This is a genomic window from Rubrivirga sp. (assembly GCF_965213695.1).
Taxonomy (GTDB): Bacteria; Bacteroidota; Rhodothermia; order Rhodothermales; family Rubricoccaceae; genus Rubrivirga.
Genome location: NZ_OZ243912.1, coordinates 3,123,943 through 3,150,021, shown reverse-complemented (window position 1 = coordinate 3,150,021; position 26,079 = coordinate 3,123,943). Strand labels below are relative to the sequence as shown.

The 26,079-nt window shown below is 72.1% G+C and carries 23 protein-coding genes; 17 read left to right on the top strand and 6 right to left on the bottom strand.

What is annotated here, in order from left to right; all coding sequences use genetic code 11:
* The first annotated feature begins 33 nt into the window (after positions 1 to 33).
* The 4 genes from ACOOHE_RS13950 to feoB all read left to right on the top strand — a co-directional run bounded on the left by ACOOHE_RS13950 (position 34) and on the right by feoB (position 4,574).
* A complete protein-coding gene (locus tag ACOOHE_RS13950; RefSeq protein ID WP_420454697.1) occupies positions 34 to 1,425 on the top strand; it encodes a type II and III secretion system protein in 1,392 nt (463 codons plus the stop codon).
* Positions 1,426 to 1,741: 316 nt separating this feature from the next.
* Positions 1,742 to 1,987, top strand: coding sequence for a FeoA family protein (locus tag ACOOHE_RS13945; RefSeq protein ID WP_420454696.1), 246 nt, complete (start codon positions 1,742 to 1,744; stop codon positions 1,985 to 1,987).
* A gap of 116 nt (positions 1,988 to 2,103) precedes the next feature.
* Complete coding sequence (locus ACOOHE_RS13940) at positions 2,104 to 2,316, top strand: FeoA family protein (RefSeq protein ID WP_420454695.1); 213 nt, start codon at positions 2,104 to 2,106, stop codon at positions 2,314 to 2,316.
* Complete coding sequence (feoB, locus tag ACOOHE_RS13935; protein ID WP_420454694.1) at positions 2,316 to 4,574, top strand: ferrous iron transport protein B; 2,259 nt, start codon at positions 2,316 to 2,318, stop codon at positions 4,572 to 4,574. The genes ACOOHE_RS13940 and feoB overlap by 1 nt, the downstream gene beginning before the upstream one ends.
* Here feoB and ACOOHE_RS13930 read toward each other — a convergent pair.
* Genes ACOOHE_RS13930 through ACOOHE_RS13915 form a run of 4 tightly spaced genes read right to left on the bottom strand, consistent with a single transcriptional unit; the run spans position 4,571 to position 7,169 of the window.
* Positions 4,571 to 4,810 (bottom strand): hypothetical protein, encoded by a 240-nt coding sequence (locus tag ACOOHE_RS13930; protein ID WP_420454693.1) that lies wholly within the window; start codon positions 4,808 to 4,810, stop codon positions 4,571 to 4,573. The two genes, feoB and ACOOHE_RS13930, sit on opposite strands and share 4 nt — an antisense overlap.
* Complete coding sequence (locus ACOOHE_RS13925; protein ID WP_420454692.1) at positions 4,798 to 5,196, bottom strand: hypothetical protein; 399 nt, start codon at positions 5,194 to 5,196, stop codon at positions 4,798 to 4,800. The genes ACOOHE_RS13930 and ACOOHE_RS13925 overlap by 13 nt, the downstream gene beginning before the upstream one ends.
* 28 nt (positions 5,197 to 5,224) lie before the next feature.
* Positions 5,225 to 6,013, bottom strand: coding sequence for a LytR/AlgR family response regulator transcription factor (locus ACOOHE_RS13920; RefSeq protein WP_420454691.1), 789 nt, complete (start codon positions 6,011 to 6,013; stop codon positions 5,225 to 5,227).
* Positions 6,006 to 7,169, bottom strand: a complete 1,164-nt coding sequence (locus tag ACOOHE_RS13915) for a sensor histidine kinase (RefSeq protein WP_420454690.1) — start codon at positions 7,167 to 7,169, stop codon at positions 6,006 to 6,008. Before ACOOHE_RS13915 ends, ACOOHE_RS13920 begins: the two co-directional genes overlap by 8 nt.
* Before the next feature lie 150 nt (positions 7,170 to 7,319).
* Between ACOOHE_RS13915 and ACOOHE_RS13910 the strand changes: the two genes are divergently transcribed.
* The 13 genes from ACOOHE_RS13910 to ACOOHE_RS13850 all read left to right on the top strand — a co-directional run bounded on the left by ACOOHE_RS13910 (position 7,320) and on the right by ACOOHE_RS13850 (position 24,070).
* The gene (locus tag ACOOHE_RS13910) at positions 7,320 to 9,749 is read left to right on the top strand and encodes a TonB-dependent receptor domain-containing protein (RefSeq protein ID WP_420454689.1); all 2,430 of its coding nucleotides are present in this window, start codon (positions 7,320 to 7,322) and stop codon (positions 9,747 to 9,749) included.
* Between the two features lie 498 nt (positions 9,750 to 10,247).
* Positions 10,248 to 11,261, top strand: a complete 1,014-nt coding sequence (locus ACOOHE_RS13905) for a glycerophosphodiester phosphodiesterase family protein (RefSeq protein WP_420454688.1) — start codon at positions 10,248 to 10,250, stop codon at positions 11,259 to 11,261.
* Between the two features lie 128 nt (positions 11,262 to 11,389).
* Positions 11,390 to 11,842 (top strand): hypothetical protein, encoded by a 453-nt coding sequence (locus ACOOHE_RS13900; RefSeq protein ID WP_420454687.1) that lies wholly within the window; start codon positions 11,390 to 11,392, stop codon positions 11,840 to 11,842.
* Between the two features lie 213 nt (positions 11,843 to 12,055).
* A complete protein-coding gene (gene ffh, locus ACOOHE_RS13895; protein ID WP_420454686.1) occupies positions 12,056 to 13,408 on the top strand; it encodes a signal recognition particle protein in 1,353 nt (450 codons plus the stop codon).
* A gap of 98 nt (positions 13,409 to 13,506) precedes the next feature.
* Positions 13,507 to 14,715, top strand: a complete 1,209-nt coding sequence (rpsP, locus tag ACOOHE_RS13890; RefSeq protein ID WP_420454685.1) for a 30S ribosomal protein S16 — start codon at positions 13,507 to 13,509, stop codon at positions 14,713 to 14,715.
* A gap of 229 nt (positions 14,716 to 14,944) precedes the next feature.
* Positions 14,945 to 15,496: a ribosome maturation factor RimM gene (gene rimM / locus ACOOHE_RS13885; protein ID WP_420454684.1), complete on the top strand. Its 552-nt coding sequence runs from the start codon at positions 14,945 to 14,947 to the stop codon at positions 15,494 to 15,496.
* Positions 15,497 to 15,581: 85 nt separating this feature from the next.
* A complete protein-coding gene (trmD, locus tag ACOOHE_RS13880) occupies positions 15,582 to 16,307 on the top strand; it encodes a tRNA (guanosine(37)-N1)-methyltransferase TrmD (RefSeq protein WP_420454683.1) in 726 nt (241 codons plus the stop codon).
* Positions 16,308 to 16,402: 95 nt separating this feature from the next.
* Positions 16,403 to 16,756, top strand: a complete 354-nt coding sequence (gene rplS, locus ACOOHE_RS13875; protein WP_420454682.1) for a 50S ribosomal protein L19 — start codon at positions 16,403 to 16,405, stop codon at positions 16,754 to 16,756.
* An 80-nt stretch (positions 16,757 to 16,836) separates the two neighbouring features.
* A complete protein-coding gene (locus ACOOHE_RS13870) occupies positions 16,837 to 17,598 on the top strand; it encodes an MqnA/MqnD/SBP family protein (RefSeq protein WP_420454681.1) in 762 nt (253 codons plus the stop codon).
* Positions 17,599 to 17,631: 33 nt separating this feature from the next.
* Positions 17,632 to 18,087: an SsrA-binding protein SmpB gene (smpB, locus tag ACOOHE_RS13865; protein WP_420454680.1), complete on the top strand. Its 456-nt coding sequence runs from the start codon at positions 17,632 to 17,634 to the stop codon at positions 18,085 to 18,087.
* Between the two features lie 123 nt (positions 18,088 to 18,210).
* A complete protein-coding gene (locus ACOOHE_RS13860) occupies positions 18,211 to 20,589 on the top strand; it encodes a tetratricopeptide repeat protein (RefSeq protein ID WP_420454679.1) in 2,379 nt (792 codons plus the stop codon).
* A gap of 136 nt (positions 20,590 to 20,725) precedes the next feature.
* Positions 20,726 to 21,976: a T9SS type A sorting domain-containing protein gene (locus tag ACOOHE_RS13855; RefSeq protein ID WP_420454678.1), complete on the top strand. Its 1,251-nt coding sequence runs from the start codon at positions 20,726 to 20,728 to the stop codon at positions 21,974 to 21,976.
* A 186-nt stretch (positions 21,977 to 22,162) separates the two neighbouring features.
* The gene (locus ACOOHE_RS13850; RefSeq protein WP_420454677.1) at positions 22,163 to 24,070 is read left to right on the top strand and encodes a GAF domain-containing protein; all 1,908 of its coding nucleotides are present in this window, start codon (positions 22,163 to 22,165) and stop codon (positions 24,068 to 24,070) included.
* Between the two features lie 128 nt (positions 24,071 to 24,198).
* On the opposite strand, the gene purE is transcribed toward ACOOHE_RS13850, so the two are convergent.
* Together purE and ACOOHE_RS13840 are read right to left on the bottom strand one after the other, a co-directional pair.
* The gene (purE, locus tag ACOOHE_RS13845; protein WP_420454676.1) at positions 24,199 to 24,702 is read right to left on the bottom strand and encodes a 5-(carboxyamino)imidazole ribonucleotide mutase; all 504 of its coding nucleotides are present in this window, start codon (positions 24,700 to 24,702) and stop codon (positions 24,199 to 24,201) included.
* 168 nt (positions 24,703 to 24,870) lie between these two features.
* Positions 24,871 to 25,989 carry a 5-(carboxyamino)imidazole ribonucleotide synthase gene (locus ACOOHE_RS13840; protein WP_420454675.1) on the bottom strand — a complete coding sequence of 373 codons (1,119 nt, stop codon included), beginning with the start codon at positions 25,987 to 25,989 and terminating at the stop codon, positions 24,871 to 24,873.
* Positions 25,990 to 26,079: the final 90 nt, after the last annotated feature.

Sequence of the window (26,079 nt, the reverse complement as noted above, 5' to 3'; positions counted from 1 at the left end):
GTCTCCTCCTCCCCGCGACTTTCCCCCGCTGACATGACGACTCAACCCTCCTCCCGCCCTGGCCGCGCCCGCTCCGGGCCCGCGTGGGCGCTCCTCGCCGCGCTGATGCTGGCGGCCCCCGTCGTGGCGCCCGTGGCCCAGGCCCAGGGCCGCGTCGTCCGCGGCTACGTCCCGCCGGACGAGCTCGTCTCGTTCCCCTCGACGACGCCGATGAGCCAGTTTTTCCGGCTCGTCAACCCGACGTTCTTCCGGGTCACCGGCAAGCGCGTCGTGGACCCGGCCGACCGCTCGGACCCGATCGGGGTGGCCCTCAACGGGGTCCACTTTATCGACGCCTTCGAGCTGGTCCTGGACCGCCACGGCCTCGACTTCTCGGAGTCCGAGGGCTACTTCATCGTGACCGAGCCCCAGATCGTGGCGACCACGACCGACGGGGCCGTCGCCGACCCCATCGGGGCCGTCCAGCCGGTGACGGCCGCGGCGACGGTCGAGCTCCCGGCCACGGCCGAGACGCGCGAGGTCCGGATCGACGCGGTCATCTTCCAGCTCAACTCGCGGCGAGCTCGGGAGGTCGGGGCCAACTGGCCGGCCCTGTTCGGCGAGGCCGTCGCGAGCGGGTCCGGCGGGACCGGCAGCGCGGGCGGCGACGACGGGCGGGGCGCCGAGACCAAGTTCTACGTCAACGCCGGGTCGTTCTTCGACGCGCTCGACGGGTTCATCGAGGCGACGAACGACCGGATCGAGCTGAGCCAGGTCCTGAACGTGTTCCGCTACTTCGAGGAGCAGGGCTACGGCCAGACCGTCGCGACGCCGTTCACCGTCGTCCAGAGCGGCGAGCAGGGCCGGCTCCAGAGCGGCCAGGACATCCCGGTCACCGTCCGCGACTTCCAGGGCAACGCGATCACCCAGTTCTTCTCGACCGGGACCATCATCGAGGTCACGCCGACGCTCATCGTCGACGAGCGCGAGGGGGACCCCGTCGAGTTTATCCACCTCAACGTCAAGGTCGAGAAGTCGACGGCGATCCCGTCCGGCGACGGCGTCGCGATCAACAAGGACAACGTGACGACCCAGCTCCCGGTCTTGTCGGGCGAGATGCGGGCCGTCGGCGGCCTGACGTCGACCGACGAGACGACGGTCCGCCGCGGCGTCCCGATCCTGCGCGACATCCCGCTGTTGAACTTCTTCTTCTCGTACAAGCAGCGCCAGGTCCAGCAGAACGAGATCATCATCGTGCTCCGAGCTCGCGTCGCCGACGACATGCGGACGCGCCAGGGCCAGGAGCTCCCGCGGGAGCTGCTCCAGCGCGAGCGCGAGAACGCCGACGAGCGGGTCCGCCGGTTCGGCATCGAGCCGCTGCCCCAGCCCGAGCGGCCGCCGGTCGAGATCCCGGGCGTCGACCGGCGCCGGGACGCCCAGCGCTAGAGCGATGCCAGCTTGCTCGTAGGCCGACCCCCCGCTCCCCTCCCGGTCGCTCCGCTCCCAGGTCGGGGAGCTGTCCCCCTCGAAGGGGGACAGTCCGTCCGCCCGCTGAGCGGAGCGAGGGGCGGACGGACGGGGGGTCCGGCCCACGACCAAAGGGTCATGACACTAGCCGAGACCGCCGACGGCCCCGCCGCCCCGGCGACGCCCGCCGTCGCCGGGGCGGCCTGCGTTTGAGGGTTCGGCGGGGATCTCGTGAACCGCGCCGCGCGTCTGCCGAGCGCGTACCTTAGAAGCAGTCCAGATAAGCCCGCCCCCCGTGACGCCCTCGTTCGACCACGCCGCCCCGGTCTCGTCGTTCCCCGCGGGGAGAACGGTCCGCCTGTGCTTCATGGGGCTCGACGAGCCGACGTGCGCGCGGCTCCGTGAGCTGGGGGTCCGCGAGGGCTGCGACGCCTGCGTGATGGCGACCGGCGACAAGTGCGTGCTGGGCCTGGGCGCGGCCCGGGTCGCGCTCCGCCGCGAGGTGGCGATGGGCCTGTTCGCGACCGACTCGGGCCGGTAGGTCGGTGGATCGGTGGGCCGGTGACGCGGTGGCCTTTCGCTTCGGCGACCGGGCCCCGTCGCCGGCACAGACTCACCGACCTACGGACGTCCCGACCCACTGACTCACCGACCGCCGTGACGCTCGACACGCTCGGCCCCGGGGCCACCGCGACCGTGACCGGCTACCGGGGCGACCTGCCCGCCCGCTTGCTCGAGATGGGCCTGGTGCCCGGGACCGCCGTCGAGGTTGTCCGGCTGGCGCCGCTGGGCGACCCGATGGAGCTGAAGGTCCGGGGGTTCCTGCTGTCGGTCCGCAAGGCCGAGGCCGCCCACGTCGAGGTCTCGTGATGGACGTGCTCGCGCCGGCCACCGTCCGCACGATCGCGCTGGCGGGCAACCCGAACGTTGGCAAGACGACGCTGTTCAACGCGCTGACGGGCTCGCACCAGAAGGTGGCCAACTACCCCGGCGTGACCGTCGAGCGGAAGTCGGGGCGGATGACGGGCTCCGACGTCGAGGTCGTCGACCTGCCCGGGACGTATAGCCTCAACCCGAAGTCGATCGACGAGCGGGTGGCCTTCGACGCGCTCGTGGGCCGGATCGCCGGCGAGCCCGCGCCCGACGTGGTCGTGTGCGTCGTCGACGCGACGAACCTCGAGCGCAACCTGTACCTCGTCACCCAGGTCTTGGACCTGGGCCTGCCGACGGTCGTCGCGCTCAACATGACCGACGCGGCGACGGAGGCCGGCATCACCGTCGACGTCGACGCGCTGGCGGCGACACTCGGCGTGCCCGTCGTCGAGACGGCGGCGCGGACAGGCGACGGGATCGACCGTCTCCGGGCGGCGGTCTCGGACCCGCCGGCCCCGGCGACGGGCGTCGGGTGGGACGTGATGCCGGCGGTCGCCGACGCCCTCGGCCCGCTGCAAGCCCTGTTGCCGGACGACGTGCCGGCCGAGCGCCGCCGCTCCGAGGCGCTGGGGGCGCTGACCTCGGACCCGCTGCTGGCAGCCTGGGAGTCGCGGGCGCCCGCCTTCCACCGGGCCGTGCTCGACGCGCGCGCCGAGCTGGAGGCCCGGCCGGTCCCGTACAAGATGGCCGAGATGACGGGCCGCTACGGCTGGATCAGCCCGGTCGCCGCGCGCGTCGTCCGCCAGGCCACCGAGTCGGGCGAGGCCACGGTCTCCGACCGGATCGACGCCGTCGTGACGCACAAGCTGTGGGGCCCGCTGATCTTTGGCGGCGTCCTGCTGCTCATCTTCCAGGCCGTGTTCACCTGGGCCGTCCCGGCGATGGACGCCATCGAGTGGCTCGTCGGCGTGACCGGCGAGGGGCTGCGGACGACGCTGCCGGACGGCGTGCTGGAGGACGTCTTGGTCGAGGGCGCGCTCTCGGGCGTCGGCAACGTGCTGGTGTTTTTGCCCCAGATCCTGCTGCTGTTCTTCTTCCTCGGCCTGATGGAGGACACCGGCTACATGGCGCGGACGGCGTTCATCATGGACCGGGCCATGCGGCGCGTCGGCCTGAGCGGGGCGTCGGTCGTCCCGATGTTGTCGGCCTACGCCTGCGCCATCCCCGGCATCATGGCCGCGCGGACGCTGGCCGACGAGCGCGACCGGATCATCACGATCATGGTGGTGCCGTTGCAGGGGTGCTCGGCGCGGCTGCCGGTCTACGTGTTGTTCATCGCCGCGTTCATCCCGTCCGGCGCGCTGTGGGGCGTCGTCGGGTACCAGGGGCTGGCGATGACGTCGCTCTACGTCCTCGGCACGCTCATGGCGTTCGTCTCGGCGTGGGTGCTCCGGCGGTTCGTGTTCAAGGGCGAGGGCTCGTCGTTCGTGATGGAGCTCCCGCCGTACCGCCTGCCCCAGCCGCGTTACTTGTGGCGGCGGATGTGGGACCGCGCCAAGGTGTTCGTCGTCCGCGCTGGGAAGATCATCTTCGGGCTGAGCATCGTGCTCTGGTTCATGGCGAGCTACCCCAAGGTGGACCTGCCGCCGGAGCTGGCCGCGCGATCCGCCCAGGCCGACGCAGCCGTCCAAGCGGCGACCGAGTCGCTCGTCCGGATCAACCCGAGCGCGGACCCCGAGCTCGAGGGCTCCGACGCGGCCTCCATCCGGTCGGCCATCGAGGAGGCCGACACGCAGCGGCTGGCGGTCCAGAACGAGGTCGCGAGCTACCAGGTCCAGAACAGCCTGATCGGCCGGTTCGGCCACGCCATCGAGCCGGTCCTGCGCCCGCTTGGGTTCGACTGGAAAATCTCGGCCGGCATCGTGGCCAGCTTCGCTGCCCGCGAGGTGATCGTCTCGGCCCTGGCCACGATCTACAGCGCCGGGGCCGACGCCAACGAGGAGAGCTTGGCGCTCCGCGACGCGATCAAAGCGGACACGTACCCGGACGGCACGCCGGTCTTCACGCCCCTGGTGGCCGTCAGCCTGATGGTCTTCTTCGTGTTCGCGCTCCAGTGCATGAGCACGCTCGCCATCGCCAAGCGCGAGCTGAACTCGTGGGTGTGGCCGGCCGTGATGTGGGGCTACATGTTCGGGCTGGCGTATGTGTTCTCGTTCGCGATCTACCAGGGCGGCAAGCTGCTGGGGCTGGGCTAGGGGCGCCAGCCCCGTCCGCCTCGCCGGCGGGGCGGGGGGAGGGCGGGGTGGAACGGGTCGGCCGCCCACCGCGTGGGGTTCTCGGCGACGTACCGCCGGATCCGGTCGGCCTCCGTCTCGGACCGGACGACGCGGTCGTGGAACCGGCCTTGCCACAGGGGGCCCTCGGGCCACAGGCCGCGCCGCCGGACTTCGCGCGTGACGGCGGCCTTGTAGGCGTTGATCACCGACGACACGGACCCGGCGAGGTGTTGTCCGAACCGCCGGGAGCCGTCCAAGCCACCGCGGTCGGTAGGGACACCATGCATGTGTCCCTACGGTCGGTCGCCGGGTCGGTCGCCGGGTCGGTCGCCGGGTCGGTCGCGTCGAGGATGCCGAACAGGAGATGCACGTGATTGGGCATCACGACGTGGACGTCCCGGACCAGGTGAGGACGGAGGTCGAACGTCCGGCCCCACTCCGCCTCGGCCACCTCTCCGACGGGCGACAGGTGCATCCGCGCGTCGGCCACGTCCCCGAACGCGGGGCGCCGGTCCGCCGTGCAGATCGTGGCGAAGTACAGACCCGCGCGGCGGTAGTCGTAAAAACGCCAGCGGGGCGAGCGGCGGTCGTGTCGGGCCATACCCCGTAGACCCGCGTGGCCTCCCCGTCTACCCCGAGTCCGTCGCGTCGATGCCGAGGCGCTGGGTAAAGGCGTCGCGGCGCGACCGGCTCAGGCGGAGCCGCGTCCCGTCCGCCAGGCGGACCGCGTAGTCGCCGCCGGGTGCCGTCAGCAGCGCCTCGACGCGGTCGATCTGGACGATGGTCGAGCGGTGAATCCGGAAAAAGCGGGCCGGGTCGAGCCGGTCCTCCAACGTCTGCATCCGCTCGCGGACCACCCAGACGTCGGCGCCGACGTGGACCTCGACGTAGGGGCCGTCGGACGACACGTAGTCGATGGCCTCAACCGGGACCAGCCGCGTCTGGCCCCGCATCTCGACGGCGAGCCGCTCGAGGAAGTCGGCCGACGGGGCGGGGCGCTCGGGGCCGAGCAGCGCGGCCAGCCGGTCGCGCAGGGCGTCGACCTCGCGGAGGCGGACGGCCTCGCGCGCCCGCGCCAGCGACTGCGCGAACCGGTCGTCGTCGTAGGGCTTGAGGAGGTAGTCGACCGCGGCCACGTCGAACGCCGCGAGGGCGTGCTGGTCGTAGGCCGTCACGAACACGACGGCCGGCATCCGCTCCGGCCCAACCTCGCGGACCACGTCGAGCCCGCTCAGGCCGGGCATCTGGACGTCGAGGAACACGACGTCCGGCTGGTGCTCGGCGATGGCCGAGACCGCCGTCCGCCCCGTGTCGGCCGTGCCCACGACGGCGACGTCGGTCTGGCGGTCGAGCAAGTCGAGCACGCGCTGGCGCGCCAACGGCTCGTCGTCGACGACCAGGACGCGCAAGTCAGGCATCCGCGAGAGCCGAGAGGGAGGCGTCGCTCGGCGCGAGCCGGTAGGGGAGGGCGACCTCGGCCACGACGCCCCCGCCGACCCGGTCGCGGACCGAGAGCGTGCCGGCGTCGCCGTAGAGCGCGTCGAGCCGGGCCCGGGTGTTCTTCAGCCCGACCCCGCCCGAACCGCCCGCCCCGTCGCCCCCGGCGAGGCCCGGCCCGTTGTCCTCGACCGCGAGCACCAGCCGGTCGCCCTCGCGGCGGGCCGACAGCCGGACGTGACCGACGCCGCCCTCGATCCGCCGGACCCCGTGCCCGACGGCGTTCTCGACGAGCGGCTGGAGCACGAGCGGCGGCACGAGCGCGTCGAGTACGTCGGGGCCGATGGCCTCGTCCACGTCGAGCCCGCCCTGAAACCGGACGCGCTGGACGTCGAGGTAGTCGCGCAGGAACGCCAACTCGTCGCGGAGCGGGACCTCGGTGGCGCCGTCGTCGTCGAGGACGCGGCGGAGCAGCGACGACAGCCGGGCGATCATCGTCCGCACGCCGGCCGGGTCGCGCTCGACGAGGGCGCTGACGGCGTTGAGCGTGTTGAACAGGAAGTGCGGGTTGAGCTGCATCCGCAGGGCCGACAGCCGGGCCTCGGTGAGCTGGGCCTCGAGCCGGACGCGGTCGGCCAGGAGCCGCTCGGCCTCGGCGCGCCGCTCCTGGACCTGGAACAGGGCCGCGCGCGCGTAGCCGGCGGCCAGGATGGCGAGCGCGATCAGGAGCTCGTCGAGGAACCACAGCCGGCCGACGGCGCCGGCCAGCGTCCACACGCGGTCGGGGTCGGGCGGGCCGCCGAACAGCGGGCGGAGCGCGCCTCGCGTGACCCACTCGACGGCGACCGCAGCCACGACGCTCACGCCGACCTGGGCCACCAGCCGCCCGGCCCGGGTCCCACGCTCGGCCGGGGGCCGGCCGACGAGCCAGAACACGACCGGGGTCACGAGCGACCACAGCCCGAACTCGGCCAGCCTCTCGACCACCTGCCCGAGCCGGATCGGGTCGTCCTCCCACGGTTCGAGCGCCTCGCGCAAGACGGAGAGGACGCCGAGCGTGGCCCAGAACCCGACGATCCATGCGAGCTCGGCTCGGCTCGGCCACGGGCGTCGGGTGGGGAGGGGCGGGGTGGTCATCGCCTCAAGCTAGGTCTCGGACGGAGCGGTTCCCAAGGCTCCGTGCGCGGCAGCGTGCGGCTCGTGACGCCGTCGTGCGGTTCGTGCCACGGGCCGAAACGTCGGGCCGGGCGGCCCATAAACGGTCCCCACGCCACCCAACTCCGTCCCATGTCCCGCGTCCTCCCGTTCCTCCTCGTCCTGCTGGCGCCCCTCGCGTTGGCCCAGACCGGCGCCGTGACCGGCCGCGTCCTCGACGGCGACCTCCCGCTGCCCACGGCGACGGTCGCCGTCTGGCAGATCACGGGCGCCGACTCGACGCTCGCCGGCGGCACCACGACCGCGCTCGACGGCGGCTTCCGCATCGAGGGGCTCGCGGCCGGGACCTACGACGTCGTCGCCAGCTTCGTCGGCTACGACGACGCGCGCCAGCGGGCCGTGACGGTGGGAGCGGGCGAGACCGACCTCGGGACGATCGGGCTCGTGCCGGCGGCCGAGGCGCTCGCCGAGGTCCGCGTGACGGGCCGGCGAACGCAAGTCCAGACGCGGATCGACCGGACCGTCTACGACACGGCCGACGACCCCGTCGCCGACGGCGGCAACGTCACCGACGTGCTGGCGACGCTGCCCTCGGTCGACGTCGACGTCGACGGCAACGTGTCGCTGCGGGGGGCCGGGAATGTGGCCGTGTTCATCAACGGCCGGCCGGCGCCGGTCCAGGGCGACTTCCTGGCGTCGTACCTCGCGAGCCTGCCGGCCGGCTCGGTCGAGCGGGTCGAGATCATCCCCAACCCGTCGGCCGCGTTCGAGCCCGACGGCGTGGGCGGCGTCATCAACGTCGTGCTCAAGCAGAACACGGACCGCGGCGTCGGCGGGACGCTCACGGCCGGGACCGACTCGAACGGGGGCGTCGATGGGACGGCGGCCCTCACCTACGGGCGCGGCCCGTGGTCGCTCGCGGCGACGGTCGGCCTCCGCAACGACGCCCGCCCCGGCGGCGGCGACGGCTTCCGCATCAACCGCTACCAAGCCGACCCGACCACGCGGACCGAGCAGGAGTCTGACGACCGGACGCGGACCTCGGCGCTCGTCAACCTCTCGGCCGACTACTCGTTCAGCCGGGCCACGACGCTCACGTCCCAGCTCCAGATCGGCACCCGGAGCGGCGACGAGACCGAGATCGGGCAAACGCTGGTTCAGGGCGTCGACGGGTCGTCGGTGTTCGGGTTCGCGCGCGAGGTGACGGAGCTCGAGGACGGCCAGTCGCTCGACGCCCGCTTGGGGCTCGTCCAGCAGTTCGGCAAGGACCACCGGCTCACCGTCGAGGCCCGCGCCGACGTCTCCGACGAGACCGAGTCGCAGACCTACGTCGAGACGCTGCTCAGCGGTGCCGGCGACCTCACGCCGGCCCGCCGCGCCGACCAGAGCGACCTCGAACGCGAGGCGTCCGTGCAGGTCGACTACACGCGCCCGTTCGGGGTGCTCCGCCTCGACGCCGGCTACAAGGGCGACTGGGAGGTCCTGGAGAGCGACCTCGCCGCCGAGACGGCCGGCGCCGACGGCGTGTTCGCGCCCGACGTGTCCACCAGCAACACGTTCGACTTCGACCAGACGGTCCACGCGCTCTACGTCCAGGGCGGCGGCGAGTGGGGGCCGCTCGGCGCCCAGGTCGGCCTGCGCCTGGAGGACGCCCGGACGACGTTCGACCTGCGCACCACCGACGAGTCGTTCGACAACGATTACCGGAGCCTCTTCCCGAGCGCGTTCTTGTCGTTCGCGCCGACCGAGGCGACGACGTTCAAGGCCAGCTACAGCCGCCGCATCAACCGGCCGCGGACGCGGGCGCTCAACCCGTTCCCGTCGTTCGACGACCCGCTCAACGTGCGCCAGGGGAATCCGGCGCTCCGGCCCGAGTACGTCTCGGCGGTCGAGGCCGGCGTGACCCAGTTCGTCCCGTGGGGCTCGGTCTCGCTCACGCCCTACTACCGCCACACGACCGACGTCATCCGCCGCTTCTTGACCGTCCGCGACGACGGCGTGACGGTGCGGACGTTCGAGAACCTGGCCACGTCGGACAGCTACGGCGTCGAGCTGGTCTCGTCGTTCGAGGACCTCGGTGGGCTGAGCGGCTACGGCAGCCTGGAGGGGTTCCGCCTCAAGACCGACGGCACCACGACCTCGACGGGCGACGTGGCCAGCGACGGCTTTAGCTGGGGCGGCCGGCTCAACGCGACCTACGACGTGGGCGACCGGTTGGGGCTGGGCGGCCTCGCGCTCCAGACGACCGCCCGCTACAGCGCGCCCATCGAGACCGAGCAGGCCCGGGTCGCCTCCCGGATCTCGGTCGACCTCGCGGTCCGCCAGAAGCTCTTCGACGACCGCGCCGCACTGACGGTCCAGCTCCGCGACCCGTTCAACCAGAATGGGTTCGCCTACACGCTCGACCAGCCCGAGCTTTTCCAGAGGCTCTCGCGGACGTGGGGCGGCCGGCAGGTCGGCGTGACGTTCTCGTACTCGTTCGGCCAGCAGGAGCGCCGTCGCGACCGCGACCGGGGTGACCGCGACGGCGGCGGCGGCGACTTCGAGGGCGAAGGGTTTTAGAGCGACGCCAGATTGGTCGTAGGCCGACCCCCCGCTCCCGCGGCCATCGCTCCGCTCCGTGCCGCAGGAGCTGTCCCCCTCGAAGGGCAGGGTCGTTAAGTTCTGCTCGCCTCTCGCAATCGACCCAGTAAAACCAATAGTCATCCCCGCGCAGGCGGGGACCCATACGGTCCTGCTCGTGGGCGGAGCGCCGCATGGATTCCCGCGTGCGCGGGAATGACTCGTGTTATTTGAGTGGTCGAAAAAGAACTTAACAGCCCTGCCCTCGAAGGGGGACAGGCCGTCCGGCCGCTGAGCGGAGCGAGGGGCGGACGGCCAGGGGGTCCGCTCACGAGCACCGTGTCACGGCGCTAGAGTCGGTACGTCGTTGGGGTGACGGCCCGGCCCCCCGCTTTCCGGCACGTCGCTTCGCTCCCAGCCTGGAACGCTGAGGGATGACGGCGGGGACATCCGCCCGCCGCCCGGCGTTGCCATCTTGCGGCGATCTCCAGCCGTCCGATGCTCGCCCTCGCCCTGCTCCTCGCCGTGACCGCCGCCGACTCCGTCTTGGTCATCGCCCACCGCGGCGCGAGCGCCCACCGGCCCGAGCACACGCTCGAGGCCTACGCGCTCGCCGTCGAGCAGGGCGCCGACGTGATCGAGCCGGACCTGGTGATGACGCGCGACGGCGTGCTCGTCGCCCGTCACGAGAACGAGATCTCCGGGACGACCGACGTGGGCTCGCGCCCCGACTTTGCCGACCGCCGGACGACCAAGACCATCGACGGCGCCGAGGCCACGGGCTGGTTCACGGAGGACTTCACGCTCGCCGAGCTCAAGACGCTCCGGGCCGTCGAGCGGCTGCCCGACCTCCGCCCCGCCAGCGCGGCCTACGACGGCCGGTTCGAGGTCCCCACGTTCGATGAGGTCCTGGCGCTGGCGGACTCGCTGAGCGAGGCGCACGGGCGCCGCGTCGGGCTCTACCCCGAGACCAAGCACCCGACGTACTTCCGCCGGATCGGCTTGCCGCTCGAAGCGCCGCTCGTCGAGGCGCTCCACGGCGCGGGCTACACGTCGCCCGACGACCCCGTGTGGATCCAGTCGTTCGAGGTCGGCAATCTGGAGCTCTTGCGGGGGCTGACCCGGCTCCGGTTGGTCCAGCTCGCGATGCCCGGCGCCGGCCCGGCCGACCGCCCCGAGCTCCGCTACGACGCCATGACGACGCCCGACGGGCTGGCGACGGTCGCCACGGTTGCCGATGCCGTCGGCGTGGCGAAGGCGATGGTGCTCGACCCGGAGACGCTCGCGCCGTCGTCGCTGGTGGCCGACGCCCACGCGGCCGGGCTCGCGGTCCACGTCTGGACGCTCCGGCCGGAGAACGCCTTCCTGCCGCCGCCGCTCCGCGCGGGCGATGACCCCGCCACGCACGGCGACCTCGCGGGCGAGGTGCGGGCCCTCGTCGCCGCCGGCGTCGACGGGCTCTTCGCCGACGACCCGGGCGCCGTGGTCGAGGCGCTCGGACGGACGCCGTAGCCGGCTGCGTCGGCGGCACCGCGTAGGACAGCGCCGTCTTTCCGGGCGGCGAGCCCGGAGCTCGGAACGACCCGGACAGGTTCCGGTATCGCAAGCCTTTCGACGGTTCGGCTTTACCCTCCCCCACCATGCGCCTTGGTCCAGAGTCCGCGTTCGTCTACCGCGTCGACCCCGGGTCCCGGCTCGCGCTCGCCCGGATGACGGGCCGGCTGTCCGGCGAGGACATGCTGGCCATCGTGGAGACCGTGCACGAGGACCCCGACTGGGAGTCGGACTTCGACGCGATCTGGGACTGCTCGCGCGTGAGCGCCCACATCGTCTTGCCTACGGACGTCGGTCCCATCCTTCGAGAGACCATCGAGGGGCAGACCGGGCGCGACGTGCTCGTCGAGAGCCGCTCGCTGGGCGAGAGCCTCTTCTCGAAGATGCTCGCCCTGACGGCCAGGGTACGGGGCAAGGAGGCCCACTCGTGCCACACCCTGGCCGACGCGCTCGCCGTCCTCGACCGGACCGAGCTCCCGCCCGCGCTCGACCTGGCCCCGCCGAAGGCCACCGAGCGAGAGCGAGAGCAGGCGTCGTAGGGCGGCCGAGCGGGCCTCGCTGATCCACCATCGCTTCACCGGGCGCCGAGGGCGCGTCCGGTACCTTGGTCGTCGCCTCGTCCCGGACACCCCGGGCGTGGGTCCGGCCGCTCCGGTGAAGGCTTCGGCACTCTGCGGCTCCGCCCTCGCCCGCGCGACCTGCCCCACTGGCAGCCCCGCGGCCCCCCCCCCGTCCCACCCGGCCCCCTCCGAATGTTCGACACGCTGTCCGACAAGCTCGACGTCGCCCTCAAGAACGTGAAGGGCGAGGGGCGGATCAACGACCTCAACATCGCCGAGACGATGCGCGAGGTCCGCCGCGCGCTCCTCGACGCCGACGTCAACTACCAGGTCGCCAAGGACTTCACCAACAAGGTGAAGGCCCACGTGACCGACGACAAGGTGCTCCAGGCGGTCAACCCGGGGCAGCAGTTCGTCAAGCACGTCTACGACGAGCTCGTCTACCTCCTGGGCGACGTCCACGTCGACCTCAACACGGCCAAGAAGCCGCCGACGGTGATCCTGGTGGCCGGGCTCCAGGGCGCCGGCAAGACGACGTTCGTCGGCAAGCTCGCGCTCTTCCTCAAGTCGAAGGGCCGGAGCCCGATGGTGGCCGCGGCCGACGTGTACCGCCCGGCGGCCGTCGACCAGCTCGAGACGCTGGCGGGCCAGGTCAAGGTGCCGGTCTTCTCGATCCGCGGCGCCGACGGCGTGCCGGTCAAGGACGCTGTCGAGGTCGCCCGCCAGGCCGTCGCCGAAGCGCGGCGGACGGGCCGCGACACGATCATCATCGACACGGCCGGCCGGCTCCACGTCGACGAGGCCATGATGGACGAGGTCGTCGCCATCAAGGCGGCGACCGAGCCCGACGAGATCCTGTTCGTCGTCGACGCGATGACGGGCCAGGACGCGGTCAACACGGCCAAGGCGTTCAACGACCGGCTCGACATCGACGGCGTCGTCCTGACCAAGCTCGACGGCGACACGCGCGGCGGGGCCGCCTTGTCGATCCGCTCGGTCGTCGAGAAGCCGATCAAGTTCGCCGGGACCGGCGAGAAGCTCGACGCGCTGACCGAGTTCTACCCGGACCGGATGGCCCAGCGCATCCTCGGGATGGGCGACGTGGTCTCGTTCGTGGAGAAGGCCCAGGAGCAGTTCGACGAGGCGGAGGCCGAGAAGCTCCAGCGCAAGTTCCGGTCCCAGGAGTTCGACTTGCAGGACTTCTACGACCAGCTCCAGAAGATCAAGAACATGGGGTCGCTGAAGGACCTCCTGGGCATGATCCCCGGCGTCGGCAAGGCCATCAAGGAGATCGACGTCGACGACGACGCCTTCCGCCACATCGAGGCGCTCATCCAGTCGATGACGCCGTTCGAGCGGGCCACGCCGGACCAGATCAACGGCTCGCGCCGCCGCCGGATCGCCAAGGGCGCCGGCCTCGAAGTGCAGGACGTCAACGCGCTTCTCAAGCAGTTCCGCGAGATGAAGAAGATGATGAAGACGATGTCCAAGCTCCAGGGCAAGGGCCGCGCCGTCGACCCCACCCAACTGTTGGCCGGGCGCTAGCGCCCAGCCGGTACGGGGTACGGGGTACGAGGTACACCCCGGTTCACCCCTCGTCTCCCGAATCGTACCTCCGTACCCCGTACCTAGTACCTCCGCATATGTCCGTCAAGCTCCGATTCCGCCGCATGGGGCGGAAGCAGCACCCCGTCTTCGGCTTGGTCGCCACCGACAGCCGCTCGCCCCGCGACGGCCGCTTTATCGAGGACCTCGGCCGCTACGAGCCCGTCGCCGAGCCGGCCACCGTCCGGTTCGACGCGGAGCGCATTCTGTACTGGCTCGGCCAGGGCGCCCAGCCGTCCGACACGGTCCGCAACCTGCTCCAAAAGGAGGGGATCCTGCTCCGCTGGGCCCTCACGCGCCAGGGGAAGGAGGACGGCGAGATCGAGGTGGCCGTCGAGGAGTTCCGGGCCCGCCGGGCCGAGAAGGTCGCGTCGACCGCCAAGAAGACGAACGCCGAGCGCCGGGCCGAGGCCCTCGCTGCCGAGAAGGCCGCGGCTCGGGAGAAGGCCGCCGAGCTCGCCAAGGCCCGCGCCGAGCGCGAGGCCGAGCTCCGGGCCCAGCGCGAGGCGGCCGAGGCCGAGGAGCGCGCCGCCGCCGAGGCCGCCCGCGACGAGGCCGCCGCCGCCGCCGCCGACTCCGAGGCCCTCACGACCGCCGCCGACGCCCCGGCCGCGGACGAGGCCGACGCCCAGCCGACCGACGCCGACCCGGCCGTCCAGGCCGCCGAGCAGGCCGCCGCCGAGGCCGAGGGTGCCGACGCCGCCGTCGCCCAAGCCACGCCGGAGACCGTCGCCGAGGAGGCCCCGGACGCGGCCCAAGAGCAGCCGGCCGTCGAGGCCGAGACCCCGGAGGCCGTCGCCGACGAGACCGGCGCCGAGATGGCCGACCAGACCGACGCCGGGGCGTCCCAGGCCGACGCGGTCGAGGCCGCGCCGGCGACGGAGGCCCCCGACGTCGCGGGCACGGCCGGCGACGCCCCCACCGGCGACACGCCCCCGGGGACGGCCGCCGCCGAGCCGGTCGCCGAGCCCGAGACCGTCGCGACGGAGGAGGCGCCCACCGCCGAGGCCGACGACCTCACCACGGTCAACGGCATCGGCCCGACGTACTCGGGCATCCTGACAAATGCCGGCGTCACGACGTTCGCGGCCCTCGCCGAGACGTCCGTCGAGCGGATCCAGGAGCTCATCGCCGAGGCCGGGTCCACAACGGCCGGCAACGAGGAGACGTGGCCCGAGCAGGCCCGCCTGCTCGCCGCCGGCGACACGGCGGGCCTCGATACCTACCTCGAGTCGCTCAAGTCGTAGGCGACCGGTCACCCGTCGGGCGGGGTCGGCACGCGCCGGCCCCGCCCGTCTGTTTCTGACAGGACGTACGCAGTTGGCTTTCTCCCTCATGCCGTCATTCCCGGGAAAGCGGGAATCCATGCCATCCCGCCCACACCGTGTGGATTCCCGCGTGCGCGGGAATGACGCTCCGGGGGATTGGGGGCGGTCCGAGCTTCAGACTGCGAACGTCCCATCTGAGTCTTCCGTTATGGCACTCGACCCCGACCGTCTGATCCTGATGGGCCGCGTCGGCCGGACGCACGGCGTCCGCGGCGAGATGAAGGTGGTCCCCGAGACCGACGACCCCCAGCGGTTCGCCGACCTCGACCGGCTCTGGGTCGGCGCGAGCGCCGAGGAAGCCCGGGCCGTCGAGGTCGAGGGCGTCCGGTTCCAGTACCCCAAGGGCCGGACCGTCGTCCTGCTGTCGCTGGCCGGCGTCGAGTCGCTCGAGGCCGCCGAGGGGCTCCGCGACGAGCGGCTCTTCGCCGACCCCGACGACCTGCCGACCCTCGAAGAAGGCGAGGCCTACCTCCACGACCTCATCGGCTTCGAGGTCGTCGGCGTGGACGAGGCCGGCGAACCGGGCGACGTGCTGGGGACCGTCCGCGACTTCTACGAGGGCGCCCAGCTCCTGATCGCCATCGACCGCGTCGGCGGCGGCGAGGTGCTGCTCCCCGACGTCGACGAGTTCGTCGTCCGCCTCGACCTCGACGCCCGCCGGTTCTACGTCCGCCCGCCCGAGGGGCTGTTCGACGAGTAGGGTTCGGCAGGTCGGGCCGGTTCCGCGAGTTCCGCAAGTTGGGAACCTGCCAAACCCGCCCCACTCGCTCAACCTGCGAACCCTCATGGTCCGTTTCGACCTCGTCACCGCGCTGCCCGAGCTCGTGCGGAGCCCGCTGGAGCACTCGATCCTGAAGCGGGCCCAGGACAAGGGGCTCGTCGAGGTGGCCGTCCACGACCTGCGCGACTGGGCGCCCGGCCGGCACCGCCAAATCGACGACGTCCCGTACGGGGGGATGGGGGGGATGGTGCTCAAGCCCGAGCCCCTGTTCGCCTGCGTCGAGGCGCTCCAGGCCGAGCACGGGCCCTACGACGAGGTCGTCTTCCTGACGCCCGACGGCGAGACGCTCGACCAGCCGATGGCGAATGCGCTGTCGCTGAAAGGCCGGCTGCTGTTGATCGCCGGCCACTACAAGAACGTCGACCAGCGAGTCCGTGACACGCTCGTCACGCGCGAGGTCTCGGTCGGCGACTACGTGCTCTCGGGCGGCGAGCTGCCGGCGCTCGTGCTCATCGACGCCGTGGCCCGCCTCGTCCCGGGCGTGCTCGGCGACGCCGGCTCGGCGCTGTCCGACAGCTTCCAGGACGGGCTCCTCGACGCGCCCAGCTACACGCGCCCGGCCGACTTCCGGGGGATGGAGGTGCCGCCCGTGCTCCGCTCGGGCGACCACGGCGCCATCCTGGCCTGGCGCGAGGCCCAACGCCTGGAGCGGACGCGCGCCCGCCGCCCCGACCTCCTGCCCGACGGCCCGCCCGGCGACCCCGACGCGGCGGGCGAAGAATCCCCGTAGACCGTGCCCTGGCCCCGTTTGGCCCGGCCCGCTCCCTACCTTCCTCGTTCGCGCCCGAGGCATCGGCGCTCACCCACCTCAAGACCGAACCGACCATGGCGACCGATCTCATGGGCCTCGTGGAGGCCACCCAGCTCCGCGACGACATCCCCACGTTCGACGCCGGCGACACCGTCCGCGTCCACGTCCGCGTGATCGAGGGCGACAAGGAGCGGATCCAGCTGTTCGAGGGCGTCGTGATCGCGATCCAGAACGGCGGCGTGGCCGAGTCGTTCACGGTCCGCAAGATCTCGAACGGCGTCGGCGTCGAGCGGATCTTCCCGTTCGCGAGTCCGCGCATCGCCAAGGTCGAGGTCGTCCGCTACGGGCGCGTCCGGCGGGCCAAGCTGTACTACCTCCGCGGGCTCCGCGGCAAGGCCGCCCGGATCACCGAGCGCCGCCGCAGCTAAGGGCACGCGGCCGGGGGCGTGTGGCGAGGGGCTGTCGGACCCTTCCCGTGCCCTTCGCCTCATGCCCCTCGCCCTGACCGATGCGCCTCGCCGTCTGGCCCGTCCCGCCCGCCCGGGCGCTCGCGTCCGCCCTCGCCGACCTGGTGACGGAGGTCGTCGAGATCGAGCCGTACGAGGCGCGGGCGGCCCTCGACGCGGGCGGCGTCGACCTGGCGCTCGTCCCGACGCTCGACGTGCTGCGGGGGTACACCGGCCTGGAGGTCGTCCCCGGCGTCGTGCTGGCGGGCGAGCGGAGCCCGCGCCGCCGGTTGGTGGTCGGCTCGGCGCTCGACGCCATCGAGACGATTGCGTTCGACCCCCGCGACGCCCAGGAGGCGCTCTTGACCCAGCTCGTCCTGCGCGAGCACTACGGGTCGGCGGCCACGTTCGCCCTGAGCGACCCGGCCCGGCCGCTCGGCGACGTGTTGGAGACCTCGTCGGCCGCGCTCGTCGACTACCGCGACGACGTCCCCGAGGGGGCCTTCGTGCTCGACCCCGGGCAGGAGTGGACCGACCTGACGCTCCGGCCGTACCCGTGGGGCCTGCTGGCCGCGCTCGAAGGGACGCTCGACGCCGTCGCCGGCCTGCGCCTGCGCGCCGCGGCCCAGGAGGCGCCCGTCTCGGACGGCCTGTTCCACGACGGCGTCGGCACGTACCAGCTCACGCTCGACGGCTACGCGACGGACGGCCTGGACGAGCTGGCCGAGTACCTGTTCCAGACCGGCACCCTGTCCGAGGTCCCGCCGATCCCGTTCCTCGAACTCCCCAGCGACCCCGACGACGACGAGGACGACGAGGCCTAGCGCCTCCAACCTGCCCTCGCCGGCTCTCGACCCATGGCCGACGGCACCAAGACCATCGTCACCAACCGCCGGGCGCGGTACGACTTCGAACTGGGCGACCACTTCGAGGCGGGGATCGTGCTCACCGGGTCCGAGGTCAAGTCGCTCCGCCAGGGCTCGGCCCAGCTCGCGGAGGCGTTCGTCAAGCTCGGCCGCGACGGCGTCGACCTCGTCAACTGCACCATCCCGCCGTACGAGATGGGTGGGTACGCGAACCACGAGCCGCGGCGGATGCGCCGGTTGCTGCTCCACAAGGCCGAGATCGAGAAGCTCCGCAAGGGGACCGAGCAGAAGGGGATGACCATCGTCCCGCTCAAGCTGTACTTCAAAGGCGGCCGGGCCAAGGTGTCGTTCGCGCTGGGGCGCGGCAAGAAGACCGTCGACAAGCGGCAGACCATCGCCGACCGGGAGTCGAAGCGCCGGCTCGACCGGGTGATGAAGGAGCGGTAGTCCTAGGCGGGCCGGCGCTCGTGCCTTGACCGAAGACGCGACGCGGGCGACGTTGGGCACCGACGGGCCCCGGCATACGGCCGTGCCCGGCCGTCCCGTTCGTGCCGTCCCCACGCCCGCCCGATGCGCCGTTTCGTCTCCGTCGTTCTGCTGCTGATCGTCGTGGCGGCGCCCTGTGCCCAGACCAACGCCTCGCTCGCAGAGGGCAGCGAGGCGTACCGGGAGGGGCGGTTCGACGACGCCGTCCGCCTGCTCGGCCGCGCCGTCGACCGGGCGCCCGAGGACGCGGAGGCGCGCTACCTCCTGGCCCGCGTCCTCTACGACGAGCGGAACCCGGCCCGCGACGAGGGCCGGGCAGGTCGCGAGATCGAGGCGGCCATCGACCTCGACCCGACCAACGTCGTCTACCTCGTCGCCAACCTCCAGCAGTTCCGCGGGCAGTCCTGGAACTTCTTCCAGGAGATGTACCGGCTCCGGCGGCGGCGCGAGCTGGCGGGCCGGCTCCTCGCGCTCGACTCGACGAACGCGTTCGCCCACGAAGAGCTCGGCGTCCAGGCCATCGTCGACTACTACCAGTATCGGAACGCGGTCAAGCTGCCGGGGCTCGCCTTCCGGTCCGTCGGCGAGCGGACTTCCGGCCTCGACTCCGAGCGCGACCGGGCCCTCGACGACGACGGCGGGACCCTTCAGCCGGTCACGGAGGGCCGCCTTCAGCCGGAGCGGGGCGGGGCGGACGAGATCCTGGCGGGTCAGGCCGGCGAGGACCTGACCGACCGCTTCGACGTCGAGGAACTCCGCCGCCGCGGCGTTGCGGTCACCGACTTCGCGCCGCGCGCGCAAGCCGCGTATGACCGGGCCATCGGCCACCTCCGACAAGCGCTCGCCTCCGACCCGCGTCGCCGGGCCGTCTACGACCACGTGGTCCGGCTGGCGGCGTTGTCGGGCCGGTTCGAGGAGGCCCTGCCCGACCTCGCCGAGATGGTCGTCCAGTTCCCCGACGACGCCGGGATGTGGCTCTACCTCGGGCTGGTCAACCAGCGGCTCGGCGAGTTCGACGCCGCCGACGTCGCCTTCCGCCAGGCCATCGAGCGGATGGACGACGAGACGCGCGCGGCGTTCACCGACCTCACCCTCATCCTCCCGCCCGACGAGCACGCCGCCTTCCGCGCCGACCCCGAGGCGTTCGCCGAGCGGTACTGGACCAGCCGAGACCCCCGCTTCCTCAACACCGTCAACGAGCGCAAGACCGAGCACTACGCCCGGCTCGTCACGGCCGACCTGCTCTACCGCTCCGACGACCTCGACCTGGCCGGGTGGGAGACCGAGCGCGGCCGGCTCCACGTCCGCTACGGGCCGCCGGCCACCGACGTCGTGATCGAGGGCGGGTTCGGGCTCGTCGTCGAGCAGTTCGCCGGGCGCGACGAGGCGTTCGCGCCGAACGACGACGCGCCGGCCGGGGTCGAGGTCGCCAACCGGTTCAACGTGTGGGACTACGGCGACGGGTTCCGGTTGGTGTTCGAGGACCCGGGCCGGAACGGCCGGTTCCGCCTGTACTCGGTCCCGGCCGACGTCTACGGGCTCCAGTCGGTCCGCAACCCGGCCGCGATGGACTTCGCGCTCGTCGCCCAGGCCGAGGTCCGGCGCCGGCCCGAGCGCTACGCCTTCGAGGGGCCCGGCCGGTCCGTCCAGCTCCCGTACCGCGTCGCCGCGTTCAAGGGCGACGGCGGGCGGACCGACCTCTACGTCAACTACGGCATCCCCGTCGCCGAGGACGAGATGCCGAGCCAGGGCGTCCAGGACGACGTCGACGTGACGGTCAAGACCGGCGCGTTCCTCATCGGGCCCGACCGCGACCTGCTCGTCGAGCGACGGCGGACGGTCTACGGCCTGCGCGGGGCCCAGATCGTCCCGTTCGACCGAACCCGGCTGTGGACCAGCTCGGAGGCCATGAGCGCCCGGCCGGGCGATGGCTACGAGGTCTCGCTCGAGTTCGAGACGGCCTCGGGCCTCACCGGCGCCGTCCAGCGCCGGGCCGTCGACGTCCCCGACTTCCGCGCCGGCGGGCTCCTGCTCTCCGACGTCCTGCTCGCGTACGACGCCCAGGAGGCCGACCGCGCCGAGCCCGGCCGCGTCTTCCGCGACGGCGTCTCGGTCCAGCCGGCCCCGTGGGGCGTCTTCCGCGTCGGCGACCCGGTCTACCTCTTTTTCGAGGCGTACGGGCTCGGCCTGGCCGACGGCCGGAGCGACTACGAGGTTGAGGCCAGCCTCCGGCCCAAGGACACGTCGACGGGTTTGCGCCGGCTCGCCCGCCGCGTGTTCGGCGGCGACGACCCGGCCGTGTCGTCGGCCTTCGAGGTCCAGGGCGACCGGCCCGACGACACGGTGTACCTCTTCCTCGACGCGACGGGCCAGGAGCCCGGCCTGTACACGCTGACGGTGACCGTCCGCGACCGAGTCACGGGCGCCGAGGCCGACCGCAAGACGGACTTGCTGCTGGAGTAAGCATAGGGTATCTAAAGGTATGAGCATCTGGTCCGGTTCGTCGTCTCGTCCGTCCTGTGGCCCGCGACGGTTCATTCAGAAGTGCTGGTTGAGTTCGCTTCGTGTTCTCGTCATGGGCCTTTGCACAGTGGGGCCCGTGGTCGCCCAGATCGAGTGCTTCCCACCAGATCCGCTTCTGGCCCCTCCGCTCGCTCCAAGCACAGGTCTTGAGTTCGGGATTACGACGACGGAACAGGTGGGTGATGCTGCGGACCCGCAAGGAGAGTGGCTGACCAACAAGCGCTATGAGTACGTACTGAGCGACTCTCGAAACGGTGTGCGGCGTTATTGGAGATGGCGACCGTTCGACGAGAGCTGGGTTTACGAATATGATCAGTCCGTATACGAGCTTGACGAGGCGGGTCGGATCGTCAGAAGCACCTTTGCCACGTCTCCCGATGTCCCTGCAATCCGGTCCACATTCACCTATCAGGACGATGGCCTACTGGCTCTGCACTATGCCGAGAGGCGGTCAGGTGAGCAGTGGGGTCCCGGAAGTAGGCAAATATATGTATATCGATCAGACGGACAGGTCGAATCTAGATTGATTGAATGGTTTGAATACGGAAAATGGCAAGTACAGCGCCAAATCGAAACGGACTACGACGATCAAGGGTACCTAATGTCGTGTGTCGTAACGCCGGGGTGGTATGGGTCATCCAGAGATCAGTGGATCGTCGTTCGCGATGCGGCGGGCCGACGCTCGGAACTGATTCGACAGTGGAGCCGGAACGGCGGCTCTCTTGAAAATAGCGAACGAACTGTGTTTCGGTATGGAGATCATGGTGTCGCTATCCAAGATCATTTCTACTGGGACGAGATCGGGAAATGGTTTCTGTGGAGGCGATTCGAGGTGGAGCACGACGAGGGTACTGGCAAACGGTCGAAGGCTACGCTGTTAGTCTCGGACAGTTCGGGGGACCGGAGCATCCCCTTGCGTCTCGGGGTCCGTGTAGAGTTCAGCTATGACAGCGACGGGTTTCTTTCGGCGCGCACCGAGTTTCAGTTCAACCAGGAGGCGAATACTTGGGAGAACTACCACCGCACCCTGTACACGTACGCAGGGAGACCGACCCCGGCCGAGACGAGCCCGGTGAAGCTGCCGCTCCGCTTGTCACTCGCTCCGAACCCAGCCGGCGGACTCGTCCGCCTCCATTTCGCTCCTGCGGTGATGGGGGACGTGCATGTGGATGTCCTCGACCTGCTCGGCCGTCGACTCCAGACGGTAGAGGTAGGCGGAGGCACCGATACCGTGCTAGATCTGTCGTCTCTCACTCCAGGGCTCTACCTCCTCCATGCGACCACCGAGGTTGGGGTGGTGAGCCAACTGGTCACGGTCGCCCGATAGCTTCGGTCTTCCCTATGACCGGCCAATTTGTCTCACCAACGCGGTTGCGGAGCGCGGCCCGGTGCGCGTCGTGCGCTGACCCGTAGCCGACCCGGACTTGTACGTGCTCGCGGTGTGCGTGCATGGCAGACCTGCCCCTGGGGGGCGCCGGTTGACGCGCGGCGTACCGAGCGCTAGCCTTTGCCCATGCCACGACCCCGCCGTCTTCGCCGCTGGACCCTGCCCGCGCGGCGGCGGTGGCGCCGGGCCGTCCGCCCGCTCCGCCAGCCGGCCCGCGTCGTCGTCGCGCTGGCGGTGCTCGCCATCGCCGTCGTCGGGATCGTTGCGGAGGCCCGGCTCCCCGACCGGACCACGGCGCGCGCGCCCGTCCGGCTCAGCCCCGACAGCACGTCGGTCGTCGGCGACCTCGTCCGGGGCGACTTCGCGCTGGCGGGGCTCCGGCCGGGCGACCGGCTCCTAGTAGTCGACGGCGACACGGTCTCGCGCGGCGCGGCAGCACGGGTGAAGACCCTCCACCTGTACGAGACGGTGGGGGACACGGTGGCCGTGGTCGTCGAACGCGCGGGAGAGCGGCAGACGGTGGAGGTGGTGGTGGGTCGGCAGGACCAGGCCGACGCGCGCCGGTTCGGGCTCTCGAACCAGGCCGTGTATCAGGTGGCGGGCGCGGGGATTGTCGCGGCGCTACTGGCATTCCTGGCGACGGGCCTGACGCTGTTCGTCCGGGCGCGGGGTCGGGGCTACCGCGCCGAGCTTGGGACGGCGTTGATGGCCGTCCCCGCGATCTTCGGGTTCGGACCGCTCAACAGCACCGACTTGGCGAGCGTGATCGGTCCCTTTGCCATCATTGTCATTCTCGCGGTCGTGGCCGTGGCCGTCAGCGCGCTGCCGATGGTGACGAGCGCGCTGGTCCGGTTCCCCGACGGCCGGGTTGGACCGGCGTGGACGCGGCGGATGGGGCGGATCGTGGCGCTCGGTCTGGTCGCTGTGTTCGGCGTGTTCGTCGTGGGAGACGTCCTCGACCTGTCGGAGGCCGTCGGCGAAGCCCTCGTGGCCGTGCTGATGATCGGGCTCCTGGCGCTGCCGGTCGTCGGCCTGGTCCAGAAGTACCGGCGCTCGGCGGCGGCCGACGTCCGCCAGCAGATGAAGTGGGTCGTGCTCCCGCTCGGCGTGTTCGTCGCCATGCTGTGCGTCCTGTACCTCCCCGAGGCAATCCCGGTCCTCGACTCGGACCGCCGGGCGACGGGATACCTGTTCGAGGTCGCGACCTACGTCCTGCTCGATCTCGCGCTCGCGGCGATCCCGCTCGGCGTGCTCGCGGGCGCCCTCAAGTTCCGGCCGTGGGACGCCGACCTGTGGATCGCGCGGTCCGTCGCCGTCGGCGCGGCGACATTGGGGCTGGCGGCCGTGTTCGCCGGCGGGACCGAGGCGCTCCGCCTCGGGCTCCGGGCCTCGATGGGCGACGGGGCCGACTCGGTCGCCGCGGCGCTCGCGGCCGTCGTCGCCCTCGTCGTGTTCAACCCGGTCCGCGAGTGGCTCACGAAGCGGGCCGACGCCGACCTCTTGCGCACGCGCGAGCGTTTGACGGAGCGGCTGCCGCTGCTCCTCGCCGGCCGCCAGGTGGTGGCGTCGCCCCAGGAGATCGGTCGGGTCGCCATCGCCGCCGTCCGCGAGGTGCTCGAGACCGACCGGGCCGCCGTCCTCGACCTCGACCCCGACGGCTGGCAGGTCGTCGCCGCCGAGGGCGTCCCGGCCGACGACGCGCTGGCGTGGGCCCGGGCGACGCTCGACCCGGCGGCGCTGCCGGCGTGCTCGGAGCAGGTCTGGGAGGACCCCGTGTTCGTCTTGCGTGTCCCGCTGCGGTCAGCTGAGGACGAGGTCGTCGGGGTGCTCGCGCTGGGGACGCACGGGCGCGGACGGGGCTACTCGACCGAAGAGCGGCGGGCGCTCGACGCGGCGTCGCGGTCGTTGGCCGAGGCGCTTCGGGTGGCTGAGCGCCGGGAGGAGGGCGAGGCCCGCCACCTCGCCCGGCTCGCCCGCGTCGTCGAGCGGTTCACGGCCGGGGGCGACGGCGCGGCGACGGAGCCGTCCGTCTAGTGCGTTTTGCGACAGGGCCGAGTCACCGAAGGCGAGGTCCAGGGTTCGCTCGGGTGTGGGCCCTCGCGAGCCGAAGGCCGGCGCAGCCAACCCCGACCTCGCTGTACTGGAGGCCTCGGACCGTCACTCTAACCGGCCGCCTTCCCCGCGACCGACCGGTCCATCTCGCCGACGCGGTCGCGGAGCGCCGTCCGGTGCACGTCGAGCGCGTCGGCCAGCGCGGTGTCGGCTGTCGCCAGGATCTGGACGGCCAGCAGGCCCGCGTTCTGGGCCTGCCCGATGGCGACCGTCGCCACCGGGATCCCTCCCGGCATCTGGACGATCGACAGCAGCGAGTCCACGCCCTTCAGCGCCCGCGTCTCGACCGGCACGCCGACGACGGGGAGCGTGGTCGAGGCCGCGATCATGCCCGGGAGGTGGGCCGCGCCGCCGGCCCCGGCCACGATCACCCGGAGGCCGCGCTCGCGCGCCGTCCGCGCGTAGTCGGTCATGGCGTCGGGCGTCCGGTGGGCCGAGAGCACGCGGGCCTCGAACGGCACGCCGAACTCGCGGAGCACGTCGGCGGCGGCCTCCATCGTGGGCCAGTCGGATTCGGAGCCCATCGCGAGGCCGACGAGAGGGGAGGAGGACATGGGGAGCTCAGGGTTGGCTGCGCCTTCGCTGCGCGGTCAGAGTTCGGAGTTCGGCGGCCTACCTGAAAAGGTTCCAACAGCCACCGTAGGGGCACGGCGCGCCGTGCCCCTGCCGGCCGCCGCGCCCCTGCCGGCCGTCGCCCCTGCATCCCTGCCGACCGCCGCGCCTCAAAGCCGCACGGCCGTCGCCGCCGCCTCGGCCCGTCGCCGGGCGTCGGCGACCGAGCCGGCCGTCACCGTGACGTGGCCCATCTTGCGCTCGGGGCGGACCTCGGCCTTGCCGTAGAGGTGGACGCTGGCGCCGGGCACGGCCAGCGCGTCGGCGAGGTCGGGCGCGGCCGGGCCCTCGCGCTGGCCGAGCACGTTGACCATGCACGCGGCCGGGACACGGAGCCCGGGGTCGCCGAGCGGCCACCCGAGCACGGCGCGGACGTGGTTCTCGAACTGCGACGTGTGGCTCGCGTCAATCGTCAGGTGGGCCGTGTTGTGCGGGCGCGGGGCCACCTCGTTGACGAGCACGCCGTCCGCCAGCACGAACAGCTCGACGGTCGCCACCCCGGTCACGTCGAGCGCGGCGACCGTCGCGAGCGCGACGCGTCGGGCCTCGGCCTCGACGGCATCGGGGAACCCGGCCGGCGTGCTCGCCGCCCACAGCCGGTGGTCCCGGTGCTCGCTCCGGACGACCGGGTAGACGGCGGCCTCGCCGTCGGGCCGGCGCGCGACGGTGACGGCGGCCTCGGCCTGGAACGGGACGAACGCCTCGACCAGCAGCCCGTCGTCGGCAGAGAGCGCGTCCCAGGCCGCGTCGACCTCGGCCGGCGTCCGGCAGGTCGCGTTGCCGTAGCCGTCGTACGAGCCCTCGAACCGCTTGAGGACGGCGGCGCCGAACCGGCCGACGGCGTCCTGCGCCTCGTCCCGCGTCTCGGCCCAGACGTGTCTCGGCTGGGGCAGGCCGGCCTCGGCGAGGTGGCGGCGCTGGCGGCCTTTGTGGCGGATGGCCGCCAGCGCGGCGACGCCGGGCTCGAGACGGGTCCCGGGGGCCGCCTCGAGCAGGAGGTCGGCCGGGGCCCACTCGCTCTCGACCGTCACCACGTCGCACCCGTGCGCCCAGTCGCGGAGCACGGCGGGGTCGGACGCCTCGGCGATGGTGACGTCGTCGAAGGGCCGGCCCGTCCCCGTCTCGGCGTCGGCCAAGACGCGGACGGCGACGCCGAGGCGGGTGGCCGCCAGGGCTGTCATCCGGCCGAGCTGGCCGCCGCCGAGGATGCCGAGGACAGGAGAAGACACGTCGCGGGGGGAGGGGCACGCCAAGCTACCCGGACTTTCCAAGCGGGCGCCGCCGTATTGTGAGGGCTGTCCCTGGCGCCCTCGGACACC

Coding starts and splice junctions, on each gene's coding strand:
- ACOOHE_RS13950 (WP_420454697.1), top strand. CDS start 34: ATGACGACTCAACCCTCCTCCCGCCCTGGCCGCGCCCGCTCCGGGCCC.
- feoB (WP_420454694.1), top strand. CDS start 2,316: ATGGACGTGCTCGCGCCGGCCACCGTCCGCACGATCGCGCTGGCGGGC.
- ACOOHE_RS13925 (WP_420454692.1), bottom strand. CDS start 5,196: ATGGCCCGACACGACCGCCGCTCGCCCCGCTGGCGTTTTTACGACTAC.
- ACOOHE_RS13920 (WP_420454691.1), bottom strand. CDS start 6,013: ATGCCTGACTTGCGCGTCCTGGTCGTCGACGACGAGCCGTTGGCGCGC.
- ACOOHE_RS13915 (WP_420454690.1), bottom strand. CDS start 7,169: ATGACCACCCCGCCCCTCCCCACCCGACGCCCGTGGCCGAGCCGAGCC.
- ACOOHE_RS13910 (WP_420454689.1), top strand. CDS start 7,320: ATGTCCCGCGTCCTCCCGTTCCTCCTCGTCCTGCTGGCGCCCCTCGCG.
- ACOOHE_RS13905 (WP_420454688.1), top strand. CDS start 10,248: ATGCTCGCCCTCGCCCTGCTCCTCGCCGTGACCGCCGCCGACTCCGTC.
- ACOOHE_RS13900 (WP_420454687.1), top strand. CDS start 11,390: ATGCGCCTTGGTCCAGAGTCCGCGTTCGTCTACCGCGTCGACCCCGGG.
- ffh (WP_420454686.1), top strand. CDS start 12,056: ATGTTCGACACGCTGTCCGACAAGCTCGACGTCGCCCTCAAGAACGTG.
- rpsP (WP_420454685.1), top strand. CDS start 13,507: ATGTCCGTCAAGCTCCGATTCCGCCGCATGGGGCGGAAGCAGCACCCC.
- rimM (WP_420454684.1), top strand. CDS start 14,945: ATGGCACTCGACCCCGACCGTCTGATCCTGATGGGCCGCGTCGGCCGG.
- trmD (WP_420454683.1), top strand. CDS start 15,582: ATGGTCCGTTTCGACCTCGTCACCGCGCTGCCCGAGCTCGTGCGGAGC.
- rplS (WP_420454682.1), top strand. CDS start 16,403: ATGGCGACCGATCTCATGGGCCTCGTGGAGGCCACCCAGCTCCGCGAC.
- ACOOHE_RS13870 (WP_420454681.1), top strand. CDS start 16,837: ATGCGCCTCGCCGTCTGGCCCGTCCCGCCCGCCCGGGCGCTCGCGTCC.
- smpB (WP_420454680.1), top strand. CDS start 17,632: ATGGCCGACGGCACCAAGACCATCGTCACCAACCGCCGGGCGCGGTAC.
- ACOOHE_RS13860 (WP_420454679.1), top strand. CDS start 18,211: ATGCGCCGTTTCGTCTCCGTCGTTCTGCTGCTGATCGTCGTGGCGGCG.
- ACOOHE_RS13850 (WP_420454677.1), top strand. CDS start 22,163: ATGCCACGACCCCGCCGTCTTCGCCGCTGGACCCTGCCCGCGCGGCGG.
- purE (WP_420454676.1), bottom strand. CDS start 24,702: ATGTCCTCCTCCCCTCTCGTCGGCCTCGCGATGGGCTCCGAATCCGAC.